We start from the raw sequence: 19,410 nt of genomic DNA, 5'->3' as shown, positions 1-19,410 counted from the left end.
CGGCGGTCGCAAACCCTTGCAAGGGTTTGCCCAAAGCCTTGAAAGGCTTTGGTTGCGCCCGTTGCGAGGCAGGCGTCGACATGGCATTGTCGCGCGGAACGGCGGCAGAGCAGGAACCCCCGATGCAGATAGACCAAACGGGCCTTGAGGGGCTTCTAGTGATAACCCCGCCGCGCTTCGGCGACGCCCGCGGTTTTTTTGCTGAGACCTACAGCGCGGCGAAGTTGGCCGATCATGGCGTCACGACCACCTTCGTGCAGGACAACCATTCGTTATCTGCCGAAGTCGGCACGATCCGGGGGCTGCATTTCCAGGCCCCACCCCATGCGCAAGACAAGCTGGTGCGGTGTGGCAGGGGGCGTCTGTTTGACGTGGCCGTCGATATTCGCAAAGGCTCGCCCACCTATGGCAAGTGGTTCGGGATCGAACTGTCCTTTGAGAATGGAAAGCAACTGCTGGTCCCCGCAGGTTTCGCCCATGGCTTCATTACCCGCGAACCGGGGACAGAGATCATATACAAGTGCAGCGATTTCTACGCGCCCGAAACGGAAGGGGCCGTCATCTGGAGCGATCCCGACATTGGCATTGATTGGGGTTTAGAAGGTTCCCCGGTCTTATCGGACAAGGACGCCGTGGCGCCTGCTCTCAAGGATCTCGACAGTCCGTTCATCTACGAGGCCGCCCCATGAAGATTCTTATCACCGGCGGCGCGGGGTTCATTGGCTCTGCCGTGATCCGCCTTGCCGTCGCCCGTGGCCACGAAGTGATCAACCTTGATGCGCTGACCTATGCCGCATGTCTGGAGAATGTGGCGTCCGTTGCGTCTTCAAACCTCTATACCTTTGAGCACGCCGATATTTGTGACCCTGCGGCGATGGCAACCATTCTGGCGCGGCACAATCCCGATGCGATCCTGCACCTTGCTGCCGAAAGCCACGTTGACCGCTCCATTGATGGGCCGGCTGCATTCATCCAAACCAACGTAACTGGCACCACCACCCTGCTTGATGCCGCCCGGGCCCATTGGGAGGCGCGTGGCAAGCCCGACAGCTTCCTCTTCCACCACGTCTCTACCGATGAGGTCTACGGCACCCTTGGTGATACAGGCCTGTTCACCGAAGACACGCCCTATGCGCCCAATAGCCCCTATTCGGCGTCCAAGGCGGCGTCCGATCATATCGTCCGTGCGTGGCATGAAACCTACGGCCTTCCGGTTCTGCTGACCAATTGTTCCAACAATTACGGCCCCTATCACTTCCCGGAAAAGTTGATCCCCGTGGTGATCCTCAAGGCTCTCGCGGGGGAGCCGATCCCGGTCTACGGCGACGGCATGAACATTCGCGATTGGCTGTACGTAGAAGACCACGCCGATGCGCTGCTATGTGTGCTGGAGAACGGCGAGGTCGGCCGCAGCTACAACATCGGTGGCCATAATGAGCGGACGAACATCGACCTTGTGCGGGCCATTTGCGGCCTGTTGGACGCGCGTCGACCGCAGAACGCCCCCCATGCCGATCTGATCACCTTCGTCGCAGACCGCCCCGGTCACGATTTGCGCTACGCGATTGATGCCAGCCGCATTCAGGATGAACTGGGCTGGACCCCTTCCGTGACCGTCGAAGAGGGCCTTGAAAAGACCGTGGATTGGTTCTTGGCCAATGAGCCGTGGTGGCGTGCTTTGCAGGAACGCGACGGTGTTGGGGCGCGTTTGGGGACGAAAGCGTGACCTTGCTGGCGTTTGGGCACACGGGGCAAGTGGCGCAGGAATTGGCACGCCTTGGGGTGCAGACAATCGGGCGCGACGGGGCCGACCTCAGCGATCCAGGTGCCTGCGCCCGTGTGATTGCGACCAGCGACGCGAGCGCCGTGATCAACGCCGCTGCTTACACCGCCGTCGACCAAGCCGAACAGGAAGAGCCTCTGGCCCATACCATCAACGCCGATGCCCCCGCCGCCATGGCGCGGGCCTGCGCTGCAAAGGGCATTCCATTCGTCCAGATTTCCACGGACTACGTTTTCGACGGGGCGGGGAACGATCCGTTCAAACCCTCGGACCCAGTGGCCCCGCTTGGCGCGTATGGCCGCACGAAACTGGCAGGAGAGGAAGCGGTGCGAGCCTCCGGCGCGGCCCATGCAATCTTGCGCACCAGTTGGGTGTTCTCGGCCCATGGCACGAACTTCGTGAAGACGATGCTTCGCCTCGGCGCGGATCGCGACGCTCTGAGGATTGTGGCGGATCAGGTCGGCGGGCCGACCCCCGCCCGCGATATTGCGCAGGCCTGCGTGACCATGGCCGAGGCGTTGCAACGTGACCCGTCCAAATCCGGCACATACCATTTCTCGGGCGCGCCGGATGTTTCTTGGGCGGATTTTGCCCGGGCGATTTTTGCAGAGACAGGGCTAGAGGTCGCCGTCACGGATATCCCCTCAATCGCGTATCCAACGCCAGCCGCGCGGCCGCTGAACTCACGGCTGGGTTGCTCTGATATAACAGCCGCTTTCGGGGTCACACGCCCCGATTGGCGCGCGGGCCTGCGGGCAGTTCTGGGCGATTTGCGTAATTCCTGACGCTCTTCAATCAATCTTAATTATTTGGCGTCAGGAGTCGTAGCTGAGGCGCGTCGTTGGCAATTTCCAAGAAACGCGCTACCCGTGAAGCGGGTTCACGACATGGAGACGCTAGAATGGCGCGCAAAGGAATTATTTTGGCAGGCGGGTCTGGCACACGCCTTTTCCCAGTGACGGTTGGCGTCTCCAAGCAATTGCTGCCGATCTATGACAAACCAATGATTTATTACCCACTATCGGTGCTGATGCTGGCCGGTATTCGGGAAATAGCCATCATCACGACCCCGGAAGATCAGGCGCAGTTCCAGCGCACCCTGGGCGACGGCAGCCAATGGGGCCTGTCGCTTACTTATATCGAGCAACCTAGCCCCGATGGGCTTGCACAGGCCTATTTGCTGGCAAAAGATTTCCTGAATGGGGCCCCGTCGGCGATGGTTCTGGGCGACAACATCTTCTTTGGTCACGGCCTGCCTGAGGTTTTGGCAGCCGCCGATGCACGGCCCAATGGGGGCACTGTGTTTGGCTACCGGGTGATGGATCCGGAACGCTATGGCGTGGTGGATTTTGCCGAGGACGGCAGCGTGACATCTATCGTGGAAAAACCCGATGTGGCGCCGTCCAATTTTGCCGTGACGGGGCTTTACTTCCTGGATGGCACCGCACCGGAGCGTGCGGTCGCCGTTGTGCCTTCCGCGCGGGGAGAATTGGAAATCACCAGCCTTCTTGAAAGCTATCTTCAAGACGGGACGCTAACGGTCGAACGTATGGGCCGTGGATTTGCGTGGTTGGATACTGGCACCCACGAGAGCCTTCTGGATGCTGGCAATTTTGTGCGAACACTGACCCAACGGCAGGGCCTGCAAGTGGGCTCGCCTGACGAAATCGCCTATGCCGCCGGATGGATTGATGCAGACGGCTTGGCCGAGCGCGCAGCTCTGTTTGGCAAAACCCAATATGGCCGCTACCTCGCGACCACAGCGAAGGGATAGTGCGGCCGTGATCCACCGTCTCCAAACGCTCTATTTGCGGTACGCGGGGGTCCATGAAAGCCGATTGCGGGGCGTGGCCCTGGGGCCGGTTGGGCGGCGGATCGGCCAGGTTGAACAAGTTATTCGCCGTGATGACAGGGTCGAGATTACCGGTTGGGTCAACGCCCGCAGACAGCGGGTGACTTGGCCGGGGGGCGAAGTTGCGCTTACCCCCAATATCTATCGCGGCGATGTCGCCGCTCGTCTCGGCATCGCGCCGGAAACGGGGTTTGAGGGGGTGGTTCCCGCCTCGGCCAGGCCGCTGACCTTGCATGTGGAACAAGACGGTGGGCCCGAGCTTTCTGTTGCGCTTCCCCATCCAGCTGAGGCTGCGCCTGCGTCGGCGCACCGTAGGCTAAAGCGAGCGTTTCTCCGTGACCTGTCCCGTGCCGGCCCCAGTATCGCCCGCTACCTGTGGAAGCCCACGGCGCAGTCAAAATCTGCGGTGAAACGCGCCCTTGGCCTAGAGACTGCGGCGCGTGGCCATCGGCTTGATCCGTCATGGCTCCAACAGCCCGTTCCGGTGCCAGCGGTCACGACGGGCATCACCATCATCCTACCAATCTACAACGCCCTGCCATACCTCAAGAAATGTCTCGCGCGGGTGGAGGAGGGCACGGATCTGCCGTGGCATCTGATCGCGGTAAACGACGGCTCCACCGATCCGGAACTTGGCCCTTGGATGGCGCAATGGGCCGCCGCACGGCGCGACCGGGTCACCTATATTCCGCAGGACAAGAACCTCGGCTTTATCGGCGCGGTGAACCTCGCGCTCAGCGTGGCAGAGGCGGAGGATCGCGACGGCCCTATCGTGTTGCTCAACACGGACGCCATGGTGCCAAACGGATGGGCCAGCCGCCTGATCGCGCCGTTACGCGACCCCAACGTGGCCTCCGTCACCCCTCTGTCAAACGCGGCAGAAGTATTGTCCGTGCCGGCGATGGGACCGGGGATCGCGATCGGGGAAGGTGACGTTGACGCGATCGACCGGGTCGCCGCAACTTTCGCAGGAGAGACCTGCCCTGACGTGCCAACCGGCGTGGGCTTTTGCATGGCAATGTCGCGCCAATGGCTCGCGAAAGTGCCGCGCCTCGACCCGGCCTTTGGTCGCGGCTACGGGGAAGAGGTTGATTGGAGCCAGAAGACCAAAGCCTTGGGGGCGCGGCACCTGTGCCAACCGCGCTTGTTCGTGGAGCATGTGGGCGGACAAAGCTTCGGCTCGGACGAAAAGCTGCGCCGCATCCGGGCGGCTAACGCGCTGATCGCGCGGCGGTATCCGGTGTTTGACGCCAATGTGCAGCGCTTTATCGCCCAAGACACCCTGGCGACGCCGCGTTTGGCCCTAGGGATTGCGCTGGCTGCTCAGCGTAACGGTCGCCTGCCGGTCTATCTGGCCCATACCCTTGGCGGCGGCGCGGAAATCGCGCTGCAAATGGAGGTTGAGGAAGTCGGGGCCGCGGTCGTCCTGCGCGTCGGGGGGGCACGTGCATGGCAGGTCGACTTGCAAGTGGACGGGCAAGTGACAGCCGGTCAGACCGATGATTTATCGGTCGTCGCAAAGCTCTTGGCGCCTGTGCCCGCCCTTGATCTGATCTATTCCTGCGGTGTTGGGGACCCAGACCCGATCGGCATTCCCAAAGCGCTCCTTTCCCTTCGCAGGCAGGGCCGCAACGACACGATCGCCCTTCGTCTGCACGATTTTTACCCCGTCTCCCCTTCCTACACGCTGCTGGAGCGGGGGGAGTTTCTGGGCACACCCCATCGCGACAACACGGACCCCAACCATGCTGTCATCCGCCCCGATGGATCGACGGCAACGCTCGCCCAATGGCGCGACGCATGGGGCGCGTTGATTGATGCAGCGTCCGAGGTGACGGCCTTCTCAACCTCCTCAGCCGAGCTTTTCGCGAAAGCGTATCCCCAGGCGCCGCTAAAGGTCCGCCCCCACAAGCTGCCGGTCCCGGTGCGCCCGGCCCGCCCCAAGACGGGGTCGTGCATCGGTATCCTTGGCAATATCAACCACCAAAAAGGGGCTTGGGTGCTGCGGGAAATCGCTCAACAAAACCCGGGGCAGACCTTTGTCGTGATCGGCAACGCGGACAGTTCTATCCCCCTGCCGCGCAACGTAACCCTGCATGGCACATATCGGCGCGAAGAAATCGCGGAAATTGCAGAGAGCTATGGCGTGTGCTGCTGGATGGTTCCCGCGATCTGGCCCGAGACTTTCTCCTTCACCACTCACGAGGCGTTGGAAACCGGGCTTCCCGTGGTCGGCTTTGCCCTGGGAGCGCAGGGAGAGGCCTTGGACAAGGCGGCCAATGGTACCACCGTCGCGCTGGAGCCGAAGGAAACCTCGGTCGCGCGGCTTTTCGCGGCGCTCTGCCCAAAGGTTCCATTGATGGAGGCCGCTGAATGACGGCCTCGCTTCCCCCGCGGGCGTCGGACAAGATGCCTTTGTTTATCGTCGGTTCGATGCGGTCGGGCACCACGTGGCTGCGCGATATGTTGCGGCGGGTGCCGGATTTCATTTGCCCGGAGGAAACGCACTTCATGCGGTGGTCTGACCCGTTCAGGTCACCCGGTGGCATGGGCCCCCACGTCAGCAACACGCTGCTACGCAAACACCGGGAAATGGACGGGGTCAGCGAGGAGGTGTTTGAACTTCTGCTGGAAAATTGCGCTACGAAGGCAATTCTGCAACGGCGCTATATCGGTGCCTTTGCGCAAGCCAAGGGCGTGGCCGAGCCGTTTCGGTGGTTCGATAAGACACCCCAGAATATCTACGGGCTGCCCCTGATCCTGGCCGAGTTTCCCCGTGCCCGCGTTGTGCATCTGGTGCGCAATCCGTTGAATGTGGTGGCCAGCCTGAAGTTGGGGCGGCAGGTCTCGGTGCCGGATATCAACGGCGCGATCAATTGTTGGTCAGAGGCGGTGCTGACATGGGACGCCATGGCACGATCTGCGCCGCGTCGGATGATGGAAATCCGCTACGAGGATATGTTGGCCGATGTGCCCGGCACGTTGTCGGCCCTGATGGATTTCGCCAAGATCGATTCCCCCAAGGATCTATGGCGTCCGTCCGACGCGCACCGAGAAAAAAACCAATGGAAAACGGTTCTGACACCGGAAGAAGCCGCCCTTGTGGCGCGAAGATGTGCCAAGGCGGCGGGCCGCCGTGGCTATGATTTACAGGCCCAGGTAGAGGCTGCGGTCAGCGCGCCTTAGCGCAACCGGGACTCAGTCTTGGCATCGAAGAAATAGGCGTCGGCCACGTCAAACGAAATGCCGGTTGGGGTGCCTGCGGGCGGGGCCTCTTGATCGTGCGCCTCCACCACAATCCGCGATCCATCGGGGGCAGAGACGTAGTGGTAACTCACGCCGCCCAAACGCTCGGACAGATCGACGGTATGGGTCGCACCATCAGACAGCGTCACCTTATTGGGACGCACGCCCACGGTCACCGGGCCGTCGCCGACCATCGAAAGCGGCGCCGCAAATTCCGCGCCGCCAAGGGCAGGCACAACGATAACGCCGCCGGTGCAATGCCCATCAAAGAAATTCATCGCGGGGCTGCCGATGAAGCCCGCCACAAATTTGTTGTCGGGGTCGTTATAAAGATCCAGCGGCGCACCGACCTGTTCGATATAGCCCGCCCGCAGCACCACGATCTTATCGGCCAGCGTCATCGCCTCGACCTGATCGTGGGTGACATAGATCATCGTCGCGCCGATTTCCTTGTGCAGACGCGCAATCTCTACCCGCATTTCAACACGCAATTCGGCGTCGAGGTTCGACAGCGGCTCATCGAACAAAAACACCTCGGGCCCGCGCACGATCGCGCGGCCAATGGCGACACGCTGACGTTGACCGCCGGACAGGGCCTTGGGTTTACGGGCCAGGTAGTCATCCAGTTTCAGGATGCGAGAGGCCTCATTCACCTTCTCGTCGATCTGGGCTTTGGGGTGGCCGTTCATCTTCAGGCCGAAGCCCATGTTTTCGGCGACAGTCATATGGGGGTACAAGGCGTAGGTCTGGAACACCATTGCCACGCCGCGTTCAGCGGGGTCGGCGCGGGTCACGTCGCGTCCGCCGATATCAATCTGGCCCTCGGTGGTTTCCTCCAGCCCCGCGACCATGCGCAAAAGCGTGGACTTGCCACAGCCCGAGGGGCCGACGAAGACGCAGAATTCACCGTCGTCAATCGTAAGGTCGATCCCGTGGATCACCTGAGTTTTGCCATAGCGTTTGATGACGTTTGTAAGTTGCAGGCCCGACATGTGCGGCGTCCTCCCTGGGATTATTCTGCTGCATCGGGAAAACGCCAGTCTTGGGCCTCCCCCGCGATGGATGAAACGGCCGAGCGGATGCGCGGCAGGTGGGCGTCGAGCCCGGCAAGCGACGTTCGCTCTGTCGAAGAGGTGACCGAGACAGCGCCCAAAACCCGGCCCGCACGGGTGCGAATGGGCACAGCAACACAGATAATCCCCGGCTCATGTTCTTCGCGGTCATAGGCGTGGCCGCGCTCGGCAATGGCGGCAAGCTCCTCGCGCAGGGCATCGGCATCGGAGTAGGTGTGGGCGGTGAACGCGTGGTAGCTTTGCTGGCGCAGGATCGGTTGCAGCTGATCTTCGGGCAGAAAAGCGATCATCGCTTTGCCGACGCCGGTGCAATAGCAAGGCGCGACCTTACCTGCTTGGGAATACATTTGCAGCGGATCAGAGGCGTTGATCTTGTCCACATAAAGGACCGAGCCGCCGTCGAGTTGCGCAAGGTGGATCGTTTCGCCGACCTCCGCCGAAAGCGCCTCCAGGTAGGGGCGCGCGACGGGGGCGAGAGATGTGGTTTGCCACGCGGCATGGGCCAGACGCACAAGGCGCAGGCCCGGCGCATAGGTCTGCCGGTCCGGGTCGTAGGTTAGCATGGACTGCTTTGTCAGCACCTGAACCAAGCGGTAAAGCGTGGCCTTTGGGTAGGGGCTGTCGGCTAGAAGTTCGCCGAATCGAACGGGTCGCCCAAAGGACGCTACGGCGTCCAACACCGATAGAGCCTTGCCCACCGTACCATCAGAGCTGTCGGCATTTTCGCCTGCCACGTCATTTCTCCCCTTAATTTATTGGCTGGTGCCCTCAACACCTTCCAACGGATCGCCGCGATTTGCCAGAGGTCGCCGCGCTTTGCTGTTGACAAGACTAGGCAGGTTCGGACTAAGATTTCAATATAAGAAACCAAGTTTCACATAGTGGAACTAGATTTTTTGAGATCCTAGGGAGGACACCATGCGTTCTATTTTCAAGACCGGCGCCACCGCGCTGGCCGCAGCGACCATGCTATCTGGCGCTGCCTATGCAGACGGCCACGGCGTTTCTGGCCCCCTGCGCATCTTCTCGGACATGTCGAACCCAGCACCGCGCGCGGTCATGGAAGGCATGGTCGAGCGCTTCACCGCCGAAAACCCCGACGTTGAGGTTGAGCTGGTCATCACCGACCGCGAGGCGTGGAAGACGCAGATCCGCAACGTGCTGCAATCTGGCACTGCTGACATCGTGAACTGGTACGCCGGTAACCGCATGGGCCCCTACGTTGACGCGGGTCTGTTCATGGACATCTCCGACCTTTGGGAAGAGGGCGGCCTGACAGAAACGCTGGCTTCCACCCAAGGCTCCATGACCATGGATGACGGTATCTGGGGCGTTCCCTACACGTACTATCAGTGGGGCGTGTACTACCGTGAAGACATCTTCGAAGAGCTTGGCCTTGAAGCGCCCACCACTTGGGAAGAAGAGCTTGCAAACTGCGAAGTGATCGTCGAGTCCGGCCGCGCCTGCTACACCATCGGCACCCAGTTCCTGTGGACCGCTGGCGGTTGGTTCGACTACCTCAACATGCGCACCAACGGTTATGACTTCCACATGGCTCTGACCGCCGGTGAGGTTGAGTGGACCGATCCCCGCGTTCGCGCCACGTTCGAGAACTGGCAGACCCTGATCGACATGGGCGGGTTCATTGCTGACCACCAGTCCTACAGCTGGCAGGAGGCGCTGCCCTTCATGGTCAACGGTGAGGCCAGCGCATATCTGATGGGTAACTTCGCCGTTGCACCTCTGCGTGAAGCGGGCCTGTCGGACGATCAGTTGGGCTTCTACCAGTTCCCACAGATCGACCCCTCCATCGAGCCGGGCGAAGATGCCCCCACGGATACCTTCCACATCGCGGCCAACGCCGAGAACGTGGAAGCGGCAGAAGCCTTCCTTCTGTTCGTGGCATCGGCTGAGAACCAGACGCTGATCAACAACGGCGACAACCTGGGTCAGCTGCCCGTCAACTCCGGCTCTGCTGTGGATGACGATGAGTTCCTGAACGCGGGCTTCGACATGCTGTCGAACAACGCGGGCGGTGGCATCGCGCAGTTCTTTGACCGCGACGCCCCTGCTGAAATGGCGCAGGTCGCCATGCAGGGCTTCCAGCAGTTCATGGTTGATCCTTCCACGCTTGATCAGGTTCTGATGATCCTGGAGCAGGCGCGCGGCCGGATTTACTAAGCTACAGTGTTGCGGGCGGCGGGCCAGTGCCTGCCGCCCGCTCACATCCAAGATCAGACGGCGGGAGTGTTCCTGCCAACGGCCCGGACTTGACCGAGCCACGACTTTCAAACGCTTCGCGGGGGACCGGACCCATGGCATCTGTCACGACTGATACGCCTATGCACTCATCGCCAGCCCCACGCCGCAAGATCAGCCAGCAGGCCATCGCGCCGTGGCTGTTCCTTTTGCCCGCGTTCATTTTTTTCGCAACCTATGTGCTCTACCCGATCATCCAGTCGTTCTACATCTCGCTGTATGAATGGAACGGCCTTTATTCCCCGCAATACCGCGGCATCGACGGCTTCACCGATCAGCAATGTCTGGACCTTGGCAACCGCGCAGGGCGCGAGCCGGGGTGTGAGCTGACAGGCGACACGGTTTGGAATGCCGAATACGTGGGCATGGAAAACTACCGCAACCTTTACACCGATCCGTTCTTCTGGACCTCGCTCAAGAACAACGTGATCTGGCTGTTGCTGTACTTTCTGGCCATCCCCGCGGGCCTGATGATTTCGCTGTTCCTCAACCAGAAGGTTGTGGGGATGCGTTTGTATAAATCGCTGTTCTTCTTCCCTTTCGTATTGTCTCAGGTCGTTGTGGGTTTGGTGTTCTCCTGGTTCATGTTGCCGGGAGCGGATGAGGGTCTTTTGAACGTCATCCTCGGCTGGTTCGGGGCCGGGCCGGTCAATATCCTCGGTAATAACTCGACCGCCACCTACGGCATCATCGCCGCGGGCCTTTGGCCGCAGACGGCCTATTGCATGATCCTGTATCTCACGGGCCTGAACGCCGTGGACCCCGAACAGATCGAGGCCGCACGGCTGGACGGGGCCAAGGGGCCAAAGATGCTTTGGTACGTGGTGCTGCCGCAGCTCTGGCCCGCGACCTTCATCGCCATTGTCGTCACGGTCATCGGCGCGTTGCGGTCGTTTGACCTCATCACCATCATGACCAACGGCGGGCCGGGGTTCTACAACACCTCTGTTCTGGCGTTCTACATGTACGACGTGGCGCTGTCCGAATTCGGCTTCCGCATGGGCTATGGCTCTGCCATCGCCGTCATTCTGTTCCTGATCATGATGGTCTACATCGCCGGCTTCCTGTGGAAGATGTGGCGGGACGAGAAGGTATAAGCCCATGTTTCCACGTCCAATTGAACAATCGTCCCCCGCGTTACGCATCGGCTATCAACTTCTGTTGCCGTTCATGCTGCTGGTCTGGTTGATCCCTTTGTTGGCGGTCATGTTCTTCTCGATCAAATCCGGCGAGGATTTCACCCAAGGCAACTACTGGGGCATCGGAGAGGGCGGGCTGCAAGGCTTTGCCAATTACTGGATGGTGTTCACGGAATCTGACATGCCGCGCTACCTGTGGAACTCGGTCGTGATCACCGTACCCACTATGCTTGGCGCGGTGGCGTTGTCGTGCATGACCGGCTTCGCGCTTGGCGTGTACCGTTTCAAGGGCAACCTCTTGATCTTCTTCATGTTCGTTGCGGGCAACTTCGTGCCGTTCCAGATCCTCATGGTGCCTGTGCGGGACCTGACCGACCAGATGGGCCTATATGACACGCGCATGGGGCTGATCCTGTTCCACATCGCGTTTCAAACCGGGTTCTGCACGCTGTTCATGCGCAACTTCATCCGGGCGCTGCCGCGGGAACTCATCGAAGCCGCCCGCGTGGAAGGCGTCAGCGAATACCGCATTTTCTGGTACGTGGTCCTGCCCCTGATGCGGCCCGCCATTGCCGCACTTTGCGTACTGATCTTCACCTTCATCTGGAACGATTTCTTCTGGGCCGTGGTCCTGACCCAAAGCCCCGAAAGCCAGCCCGTCACCGCTGGCATCACCGCCTTCAACGCGCAATTCCGCGCCATGTACCATCTGATGAGCGCGGGCAGCATTGTGGCCGCAATCCCCCCCGTGGCGATGTTCTTCCTGATGCAGAAGCATTTCATCGCGGGGCTAACACTGGGCGCTGTGAAGTAATGGACGGCACGACACAACAAACTGAAACCGCTGTGCGTACATGGCGGCTCGATGATGATGGCCGCCAGACGATGGTGCTGGCCGCCACGGGCGACCGCTTGCCACAGGTCGTCTATTGGGGCGCGCCGCTGCCGATGGAAGAGGATCTGTCGATCCTGCATGCGGCCCATGCCCCGGACATTACCGGGGGCATGTTGGACGAGAACCCCGATCTGTCCCTTTGCCCCGAGGCCGTGCGTACCTTTCCGGGTCAGCCGGGTCTGATCCTGCGCGACGGCGACGGCACGCCCCTGCTGCCCAAGTTCTGCTACAGCTGCGAGGAGCGTAGCGAGGAGGGGCTGGAGCTTCGTTACGAGGATCAGGAAAACGGCCTGACCCTGTCATTCATATTCGCCACGGATCCTTCGACCCGGATCATCACCGCAAAAACCAAGCTGGACGCGACGCGGCCCGTGCACCTGCATTGGCTTGCCGCGCCCGTTCTGCCCGCACCGCAGCAATCGGACGAGATGATAGATTTCTCGGGTCGTTGGTGTGGGGAGTTTCAGCCCAACCGCACCACCTGGTCGCCCGGTATGCGCTACCGGGAGAACCGCACAGGTCGCACCGGGCACGAGCATTTTCCCGGCCTTCTGGTGCCCGTGAAGGGCTGTACGAATACGCAAGGGGAGGCTTACGGTTTCCACTACGGCTGGTCCGGCGGCCACAAGATGATCGCTGAAGAACTGCCCGACGGGCGGCGGCAAATTCAGTTTGGCCATTCCGCCCGAATGGAGACTCAGGCCGCCAAATCATTCGAGTCAGCGACACTCTACATCACCTATTCGCAAACCGGCCTGAACGGATGCGCGGTCAGCTTCCAACGCCATCTGCGCGACCGGATCGTCACATGGCCCGACCCCGACCGCCCGCGCCCGGTGCATTACAATTGTTGGGAAGCGGTCTATTTCGACCATTCCCTCCCGGTGCTCTCCGACATCGCCAAGCGCGCCGCCGATCTGGGGGCCGAACGTTTCGTGCTGGATGACGGCTGGTTCGGCCAACGCGACGACGACACCCGGTCGCTTTCCGATTGGGAGGTCGATGTTCGCAAATACCCCGATGGCCTCGGACCGCTGATCGACCACGTTCATTCCCTAGGGATGACCTTCGGCATCTGGTTCGAGCCCGAGATGATCAACCCCGATAGCGACATCCACCGTGCCAACCCCCATTGGGCTTTGGGCGGGGAAGATCAGACATTGGGTCGCCAGCAAAAGGCGCTCAACATGGCGCTGCCTGAGGTGCGGGATTTCATCTATGACCGCATGGCCGCGATCTTGGCGGCGCATCCAATCGACTATGTGAAGTGGGACCATAACCGTGTGCTTCCCATGCCCGATGCGGACCAGACGCGCGGCTCATATGCCCTGATCGACCGTTTGCGTGCCGCGTTCCCCCATGTGGAGATTGAATCCTGTGCCTCGGGCGGCGGGCGGATTGACTTTGGCATCATGAAGCGCACTCAACGGGTGTGGCTGTCCGACAGCAACGACGCGCTGGAGCGTCTGCGCATCCAACATGATGCGGCGCTGTTCCTGCCCGTTGCCGTGACCGGGTCCCATGTGGGCCCGCGCCGATGCCATACGTCGGGGCGCGTGTTTGATATCTCGTTCCGGGCCTGGGTAGCCGCGCAACGTCATATGGGGTTCGAGATGGACCCCCGAGAGTTGGACGACCACGAAGCCGCCGTTCTGCGTGAGGTAACCGCGTGGTGGAAACACAATCGTCACTGGATGTTGCAGGCCGATATCCTGCGGCTCGACAGTGCCGACAAGGCCGTGATCGCCGAACAGCAAATAACCCGTGAGGGGGAGCGTTTCGTGGTTTTTGCCGGCAAGGCGGCCACCTCCGACCAGATCACCCCGCGCCCCCTCCGTCTGACGGCGTTGGATGAAAAGGCGCGCTACAGGGTCACGCTCATGAACCGAGGCACCGCGCCCGCGCTTAGCCGCGGGATGCCTGCCCTGAAAGAAGGGCCGATCGAAGTGTCAGGCGCGTGGCTGATGCATCAGGGCCTGACCTTGCCATGGAACTATCCCGATACAATGTGGGTGCTGGAGGGCGAACGCCTATGAATGACATTGCGACATATCCCGACCTCAACGGCGCGTCGGTGTTCATCACCGGCGGCGGCTCTGGCATTGGCGCGAGCCTGACCGAAGGCTTCTTGCGGCAAGGGGCCAAGGTGGCTTTCGTGCAGCGCTCTGACGCCACACCCTTCGCCGATGAGATGGAAGCCAAAACAGGCAACCGCCCCCTCGCGCTGGTGTGCGACATCACTGACACCGACCGTCTCAAGGCCTGCATCGCCGAGGCGGCAGAGGCCCACGGCCCGGTCACCGTGCTGGTGAATAACGCGGCCAACGATCAGCGCCACACGACAGCGGAGGTGGACGAAGCGTTTTGGGATTGGTCCCAATCCATCAACCTCAAGGCCTATTTCTTCGGCTGCCAGGCGGTGATCGAGGGTATGCAGAACGCAGGCGGCGGTTCGATCATCAACATGTCGTCGATCAGCTACATGATGGGCAACGCGGGCTATCCCGCCTACACCACGGCCAACGGCGGGATCACTGCCATGACCCGCTCACTCGCGCGGGAATTCGGGCCGGATGCCATCCGCGTGAATGCGCTGGCACCGGGTTGGGTTTTGACCGACAAGCAGCTGGAACTTTGGGCCTCGCCGGAAGATCTGGATGCCCATATGCAAAAGATGTGCCTGAAGGAACATCTGAAGCCGGAAGACATCGTCGGCGGAACGCTGTTCCTGGCCTCCAAGGTGTCCAAAGCGATGACGGGGCAAACCATGGTGATCGATGGTGGCGTAGTGACGACAGGATGACCCAGGCATGAGCAACAGCAACACGACTTACGCAGATTGGATCGCGGTCGATTGGGGCACCACGCACCTGCGCGCATGGGCGATGGTGGGTGATACCGTCAAAGCCGAAGCGTTCAGCGAAGACGGCATGGCGACCCTGACCCGCGACGGATTCGAGCCCGCATTGCTGCGCTTGGTAGAGCCGTGGTTGGACACCGCGCCGATGCCGATTGTCGCCTGCGGCATGGTCGGCGCGCGGCAAGGCTGGTTCGAGGCCCCCTACGTAGCCGTTCCCACCAAGCCCTGCGACCTATCCGTCGTGTCTGCGCCCACCACAGACACGCGTCTGAACCTGATGATCGTGCCAGGCCTGAAGCAAGCCGAACATGCCGATGTCATGCGGGGCGAAGAAACCCAGATTGCGGGTTTTCTGACGTCGAACAAGGATTTCGATGGCGTGCTTTGCCTGCCCGGTACGCACGCGAAATGGGTGCGTATCTCGGCTGAAGAGGTCGTCAGTTTCCAGACCTGCATGACCGGAGAGATGTTCCAGCTGCTGGCAGAGAAATCCGTTCTGCGCCATTCCATCGCAGCACAGGGCGACGCGCCCGAGGCCTTTGTGGAAGCGGTGACTGACATCATCTCGCGCCCTGAAAAACTGTCTCAACGCCTGTTTGGCCTGCGCGGGGAAAACGTGCTCAATGGCCTTGATCCGGTGACAGCGCGCGCGCGTCTTTCCGGCTATCTGATCGGGGCTGAACTCGCAGCAACCAAACCCTATTGGCTGGGGCAGGACGTGGCGCTGGCGGGAAGCCCCGCACTTGTCGCGGCCTATGCCGCTGCGTTGAAAACCCAAGGAGTGGAGGCGCGCAGCTATGACGCCGCCCCCTTGACCCGTGCGGGCCTTGCCCGTGTTTACGCGTCCTTGACGGAGTCTGTCTGATGTCTCGCCCCCTTATTGCGATCCTTCGCGGGATCACGCCGCCCGAAGCCGTCCCCATGGCCGAGGCGCTGATCGACGCCGGGATCGACCGGATCGAGGTGCCCCTGAACTCTCCTGATCCGCTGGACAGCATCGGCGCAATGGCCGCGGCGTGTGGTGACCGGGCGCTGATCGGCGCGGGCACTGTCTTGACGACCGCCGATGTGCAGGGCGTGGCAGATGTCGGCGGCAAGCTGATCGTATCGCCCAACGCCGACGTCGCCGTGATCCGCGAGACCAAGCGCCTTGGCCTGCAAAGTTTCCCCGGTGTGATGACCCCCACGGAATGCTTTGCGGCCCTGCAAGCCGGCGCCGATGGTTTGAAGATTTTCCCCGCCTCGCTGCTTGGCCCCAAGGGGCTTCAGGCAGTGCGCGCGATCCTGCCCAAAGGCACGCTGGTCTTCGCCGTGGGTGGGGCAGGGGCCGAGAACTTTGGTGAATGGATCGACGCCAGCGCTGACGGCTTCGGGATCGGCTCGGCTCTGTATAAGCCGGGGCTGAGCGTGGATGACGTGGCCCGCCGTGCCCGCGCGATGGTGGAAGCCTATGACACCGCCACCAGAGGTCCCCTCGTATGACAATCGAAGTGTTTGATGACCGCGCCTGCACCTTGGGCGAAGGCCCACTTTGGCATCCGACAAGGCGGCAATTGTTCTGGTTCGACATCGTCGGCAAGCGCCTTCTGACGCGCACGGACGACGGCCCGCAGGAGTGGCAGTTTGACCGCCATGTTTCGGCTGCTGGTTGGGTGGATCACGACCGGCTTCTGATCGCGTCGGACGTGGACCTGTTCGTGTTCGACTTGATAGAAGAGACCGAGACCTACCTCGCCCCGCTGGAAGTCGACAACCCGGTGACCCGCTGCAACGATGGCCGCGCCGACCCGCAGGGTGGCTTTTGGATCGGTACGATGGGCCTGAACGCCGAGGCCGGGGAAGGGGCGCTTTACCGCTACTATCGTGGCGAGGTTCGGCTGCTGCGCGATAAGGTCACGATCCCCAACGCCACCTGTTTCAGTCCCGATGGCCGCTTCGCCTATTTCGCCGATACCGCCAGAAACCGTGTTTGGCGCTATGGGTTGGATGCCGAGGGTTGGCCGGAGACGAAGCCTGATCTGTTTCTTGATCACCGGAAAACCGGTTTGAACCCCGATGGTGCCGTTGTCGACGCAGAGGGCAATTTCTGGTGCGCCGAATGGGGCGCATCACGGGTGGCTTGCTATGATGTGGCAGGTAAACTTGTAGAAGAAGTAACCCTTCCCGTGCCGCAACCCACATGCCCCTCCTTCGGGGGCGGCCACCTCTATGTCACCACGGCGCTCCAAGGCCTGCCCGATGACGCTGTCGACACAGCCCCCCTGTCGGGCAAGACCCTGCGCGTGGCAACGGCGGTCCAAGGCCAAAAAGAACACCGAGTCATTCTATGACCCTACAGCGCACCCTCGGCACTTGTTATTACCCCGAGCATTGGCCCGAGGAGATCTGGGCTGAAGACGCCGCCCGCATGGCCGATCTTGGCCTCACTTGGGTGCGCATCGGCGAATTCGCCTGGAGCCGTTTGGAACCCTCCCCCGGAGACCTGCAATTCGACTGGCTCGACCGGGCCATTGACGTGCTGCACGGCGCGGGCCTCAAGGTTGTGCTCGGCACCCCCACCGCGACGCCGCCCCGTTGGATGCTGACAAAACATCCCGATATGTTGGCGGTGGATGCCGACGGGAACCCGCGCAAGTTCGGCTCTCGCCGCCACTACTGCTTTTCTCACGACGGCTACCGAGCCGAATCCGTGCGTATCACAAGTCTTCTGGCGGAACGCTTCGGCCCCAAGGTCGATGCTTGGCAGACCGACAACGAATACGGCTGCCATGACACGATCTACAGCTACTCGGACCCCGCCCGTGTGGCCTTCCGTGACTGGCTGGCGCAAACGTACCAGTCCACCGATGCCCTGAACCGCGCGTGGGGCAATGTCTTCTGGTCGATGGACTACGACAGCTTCGATGACATCGATCTGCCCAATCTCACAGTGACAGAACCCAACCCGTCCCACGCGCTGGACTTCCGCCGCTTCTCCTCCGATCAGGTGGCGCGCTTCAACGCAGCCCAAGTCGCGGCGATCAAGCAACACTCGGATGCGCCCATCAGCCACAATTATATGGGCCGGATCGTGGAGTTCGATCACTTCGCCACCGGCCGCCAGATGGAAATCGCCACATGGGACAGCTACCCCCTTGGCTTTCTTGAGGACCGGCTAGAGGCCACACCCGAGCACAAGCGCCGCTACGCCCACCAAGGCGACCCGGATTTTCAAGCTTTCCACCATGATATTTACCGCGCCGTGGGGCGCGACCGATGGTGGGTGATGGAACAGCAACCGGGCCCGGTAAACTGGGCCCCCCACAACCCCGCCCCCCTGCCGGGCATGGTGCGCTTCTGGACGTGGGAGGCATTCGCCCACGGCGCCGAATGCGTCGCCTACTTCCGCTGGCGCCAAGCCCCCTTCGCACAGGAACAGTATCACGCGGGCCTCCTGCGCCCCGACAGTGTCGAGGCTGAAGGCTTCGCCGAAGCCGCCGCCGTGGCCCGTGAACTCAAAGACATGCCCTCTGTGGAAATCACCCAAGCGCCCGTGGCCCTCGTGTTCGACTACGCCAGTGCTTGGGGCTGGTCCGTGCAACCCCAAGGGGCGGGATGCGACTACTTCCGTCTGGTGTTCGAATTCTACCGTGGCTTGCGGAAATTGGGCCTCTCGGTCGATATCCTGCCGCCCGATGCCGCTTCCCTCGATGGCTATGCACTCGTTCTCGCGCCCGGTGTCCTCACCCTGTCCGAGCCTCTCAAAAAAGCGCTCACCACCACCAACGCCCAGGTGATCCTTGGGCCGCGTACCAACGCCAAGACCCATAACCTCAGCATGCCCCTTCCGCTGCCTCCGGCGATCTCAGGCCTCAACGCCACGATTTCCCGCGTCGAAACCATCAGCGCCGTCATGCCGATCCCAGCCCAGGAAGGCGGCCACGTGAAGCTCTGGTTCGAACAGCTGGAAACCACGGAAACCGCCATCGAGACCACTCAATCAGGCGCACCGATCCTGATCCAATCAGGCGATATCGCGTACCTCGCCGGCTGGCCTGACGCGGGGCTCCTCCAGCGCGTCCTGACCCGTGCCGCCCGCGCCGCTGGCCTCTCCCCCCAGAACCTCCCCCAGGACATCCGCCTCCGGGACACCGGCCAAACCCGGTTCACCTTCAACCACGGCCCCGAACCCGTCACCTTTAACGGCGAAACAATCCCGCCCGCAGGTGTCACCTGGACGTAGGCACCCGGCGCTCCTTCATCTTGGCCATACAACTCTCGGGGGTCCGGGGGACGAGCCCCCCGGCTGGTCGTCCCGGCCATA

17 protein-coding genes are annotated in these 19,410 nt (G+C 61.7%); 15 read left to right on the top strand and 2 right to left on the bottom strand.

The features are described 5' to 3' along the window. Nucleotides 1-122: 122 nt before the first annotated feature. The 6 genes from rfbC to AADW23_RS01615 all read left to right on the top strand — a co-directional run bounded on the left by rfbC (nt 123) and on the right by AADW23_RS01615 (nt 6,821). Nucleotides 123-689, top strand: a complete 567-nt coding sequence (gene rfbC / locus AADW23_RS01640; protein ID WP_341864370.1) for a dTDP-4-dehydrorhamnose 3,5-epimerase — start codon at nt 123-125, stop codon at nt 687-689. Further along, nucleotides 686-1,726 (top strand): dTDP-glucose 4,6-dehydratase, encoded by a 1,041-nt coding sequence (gene rfbB, locus AADW23_RS01635; protein ID WP_341862790.1) that lies wholly within the window; start codon nt 686-688, stop codon nt 1,724-1,726. Before rfbC ends, rfbB begins: the two co-directional genes overlap by 4 nt. Next, nucleotides 1,723-2,568 (top strand): dTDP-4-dehydrorhamnose reductase, encoded by an 846-nt coding sequence (rfbD, locus tag AADW23_RS01630; protein ID WP_341862789.1) that lies wholly within the window; start codon nt 1,723-1,725, stop codon nt 2,566-2,568. Before rfbB ends, rfbD begins: the two co-directional genes overlap by 4 nt. A gap of 116 nt (nt 2,569-2,684) precedes the next feature. Continuing rightward, nucleotides 2,685-3,557: a glucose-1-phosphate thymidylyltransferase RfbA gene (gene rfbA, locus AADW23_RS01625; protein WP_341862788.1), complete on the top strand. Its 873-nt coding sequence runs from the start codon at nt 2,685-2,687 to the stop codon at nt 3,555-3,557. A gap of 7 nt (nt 3,558-3,564) precedes the next feature. Beyond that, the gene (locus AADW23_RS01620; protein WP_341862787.1) at nt 3,565-6,012 is read left to right on the top strand and encodes a glycosyltransferase; all 2,448 of its coding nucleotides are present in this window, start codon (nt 3,565-3,567) and stop codon (nt 6,010-6,012) included. After that, nucleotides 6,009-6,821 carry a sulfotransferase gene (locus AADW23_RS01615; protein ID WP_341862786.1) on the top strand — a complete coding sequence of 271 codons (813 nt, stop codon included), beginning with the start codon at nt 6,009-6,011 and terminating at the stop codon, nt 6,819-6,821. Before AADW23_RS01620 ends, AADW23_RS01615 begins: the two co-directional genes overlap by 4 nt. Here the strand turns inward: AADW23_RS01615 and ugpC are convergent. Together ugpC and AADW23_RS01605 are read right to left on the bottom strand one after the other, a co-directional pair. Further along, nucleotides 6,818-7,873, bottom strand: a complete 1,056-nt coding sequence (ugpC, locus tag AADW23_RS01610; protein ID WP_341862785.1) for a sn-glycerol-3-phosphate ABC transporter ATP-binding protein UgpC — start codon at nt 7,871-7,873, stop codon at nt 6,818-6,820. The two genes, AADW23_RS01615 and ugpC, sit on opposite strands and share 4 nt — an antisense overlap. Nucleotides 7,874-7,893: 20 nt before the next feature. Further along, nucleotides 7,894-8,688, bottom strand: coding sequence for an IclR family transcriptional regulator (locus tag AADW23_RS01605; protein ID WP_341862784.1), 795 nt, complete (start codon nt 8,686-8,688; stop codon nt 7,894-7,896). A 184-nt stretch (nt 8,689-8,872) separates the two neighbouring features. Between AADW23_RS01605 and AADW23_RS01600 the strand changes: the two genes are divergently transcribed. From AADW23_RS01600 to AADW23_RS01560, 9 genes are all read left to right on the top strand, one after another. Beyond that, nucleotides 8,873-10,135 (top strand): ABC transporter substrate-binding protein, encoded by a 1,263-nt coding sequence (locus AADW23_RS01600; protein WP_341862783.1) that lies wholly within the window; start codon nt 8,873-8,875, stop codon nt 10,133-10,135. A gap of 134 nt (nt 10,136-10,269) precedes the next feature. Further along, nucleotides 10,270-11,310, top strand: coding sequence for a sugar ABC transporter permease (locus tag AADW23_RS01595; protein WP_341862782.1), 1,041 nt, complete (start codon nt 10,270-10,272; stop codon nt 11,308-11,310). 4 nt (nt 11,311-11,314) lie between these two features. Further along, a complete protein-coding gene (locus AADW23_RS01590; RefSeq protein WP_341862781.1) occupies nt 11,315-12,166 on the top strand; it encodes a carbohydrate ABC transporter permease in 852 nt (283 codons plus the stop codon). Next, on the top strand, nt 12,166-14,283 hold the full coding sequence (locus AADW23_RS01585) for an alpha-galactosidase (RefSeq protein ID WP_341862780.1): 2,118 nt from the start codon (nt 12,166-12,168) through the stop codon (nt 14,281-14,283). Before AADW23_RS01590 ends, AADW23_RS01585 begins: the two co-directional genes overlap by 1 nt. Continuing rightward, on the top strand, nt 14,280-15,050 hold the full coding sequence (locus tag AADW23_RS01580; protein WP_341862779.1) for an SDR family oxidoreductase: 771 nt from the start codon (nt 14,280-14,282) through the stop codon (nt 15,048-15,050). Before AADW23_RS01585 ends, AADW23_RS01580 begins: the two co-directional genes overlap by 4 nt. Nucleotides 15,051-15,057: 7 nt before the next feature. After that, the gene (locus AADW23_RS01575) at nt 15,058-15,972 is read left to right on the top strand and encodes a 2-dehydro-3-deoxygalactonokinase (RefSeq protein WP_341862778.1); all 915 of its coding nucleotides are present in this window, start codon (nt 15,058-15,060) and stop codon (nt 15,970-15,972) included. Beyond that, nucleotides 15,972-16,589 carry a 2-dehydro-3-deoxy-6-phosphogalactonate aldolase gene (locus AADW23_RS01570; RefSeq protein ID WP_341862777.1) on the top strand — a complete coding sequence of 206 codons (618 nt, stop codon included), beginning with the start codon at nt 15,972-15,974 and terminating at the stop codon, nt 16,587-16,589. The genes AADW23_RS01575 and AADW23_RS01570 overlap by 1 nt, the downstream gene beginning before the upstream one ends. Then, complete coding sequence (locus tag AADW23_RS01565) at nt 16,586-17,437, top strand: SMP-30/gluconolactonase/LRE family protein (RefSeq protein ID WP_341862776.1); 852 nt, start codon at nt 16,586-16,588, stop codon at nt 17,435-17,437. The genes AADW23_RS01570 and AADW23_RS01565 overlap by 4 nt, the downstream gene beginning before the upstream one ends. Beyond that, entirely contained in the window at nt 17,434-19,329 is a 1,896-nt protein-coding gene (locus tag AADW23_RS01560; RefSeq protein WP_341862775.1) for a beta-galactosidase, read from the top strand. The genes AADW23_RS01565 and AADW23_RS01560 overlap by 4 nt, the downstream gene beginning before the upstream one ends. Nucleotides 19,330-19,410 lie beyond the last annotated feature (81 nt).

The sequence above is a fragment of the Gymnodinialimonas sp. 57CJ19 genome (genome assembly GCF_038396845.1).
Lineage (GTDB): Bacteria > Pseudomonadota > Alphaproteobacteria > Rhodobacterales > Rhodobacteraceae > Gymnodinialimonas.
This window is presented reverse-complemented; position numbering and strand designations above follow the sequence as displayed.

Excerpts from the sequence above, each read along its gene's own strand:
- rfbB (WP_341862790.1), top strand. The coding sequence starts at position 686 with ATGAAGATTCTTATCACCGGCGGCGCGGGGTTCATTGGCTCTGCCGTG.
- AADW23_RS01590 (WP_341862781.1), top strand. The coding sequence starts at position 11,315 with ATGTTTCCACGTCCAATTGAACAATCGTCCCCCGCGTTACGCATCGGC.
- AADW23_RS01560 (WP_341862775.1), top strand. The coding sequence starts at position 17,434 with ATGACCCTACAGCGCACCCTCGGCACTTGTTATTACCCCGAGCATTGG.
- rfbC (WP_341864370.1), top strand. The coding sequence starts at position 123 with ATGCAGATAGACCAAACGGGCCTTGAGGGGCTTCTAGTGATAACCCCG.
- AADW23_RS01585 (WP_341862780.1), top strand. The coding sequence starts at position 12,166 with ATGGACGGCACGACACAACAAACTGAAACCGCTGTGCGTACATGGCGG.
- rfbA (WP_341862788.1), top strand. The coding sequence starts at position 2,685 with ATGGCGCGCAAAGGAATTATTTTGGCAGGCGGGTCTGGCACACGCCTT.
- AADW23_RS01595 (WP_341862782.1), top strand. The coding sequence starts at position 10,270 with ATGGCATCTGTCACGACTGATACGCCTATGCACTCATCGCCAGCCCCA.
- AADW23_RS01600 (WP_341862783.1), top strand. The coding sequence starts at position 8,873 with ATGCGTTCTATTTTCAAGACCGGCGCCACCGCGCTGGCCGCAGCGACC.
- AADW23_RS01575 (WP_341862778.1), top strand. The coding sequence starts at position 15,058 with ATGAGCAACAGCAACACGACTTACGCAGATTGGATCGCGGTCGATTGG.
- AADW23_RS01615 (WP_341862786.1), top strand. The coding sequence starts at position 6,009 with ATGACGGCCTCGCTTCCCCCGCGGGCGTCGGACAAGATGCCTTTGTTT.
- AADW23_RS01565 (WP_341862776.1), top strand. The coding sequence starts at position 16,586 with ATGACAATCGAAGTGTTTGATGACCGCGCCTGCACCTTGGGCGAAGGC.
- ugpC (WP_341862785.1), bottom strand. The coding sequence starts at position 7,873 with ATGTCGGGCCTGCAACTTACAAACGTCATCAAACGCTATGGCAAAACT.
- AADW23_RS01570 (WP_341862777.1), top strand. The coding sequence starts at position 15,972 with ATGTCTCGCCCCCTTATTGCGATCCTTCGCGGGATCACGCCGCCCGAA.
- AADW23_RS01580 (WP_341862779.1), top strand. The coding sequence starts at position 14,280 with ATGAATGACATTGCGACATATCCCGACCTCAACGGCGCGTCGGTGTTC.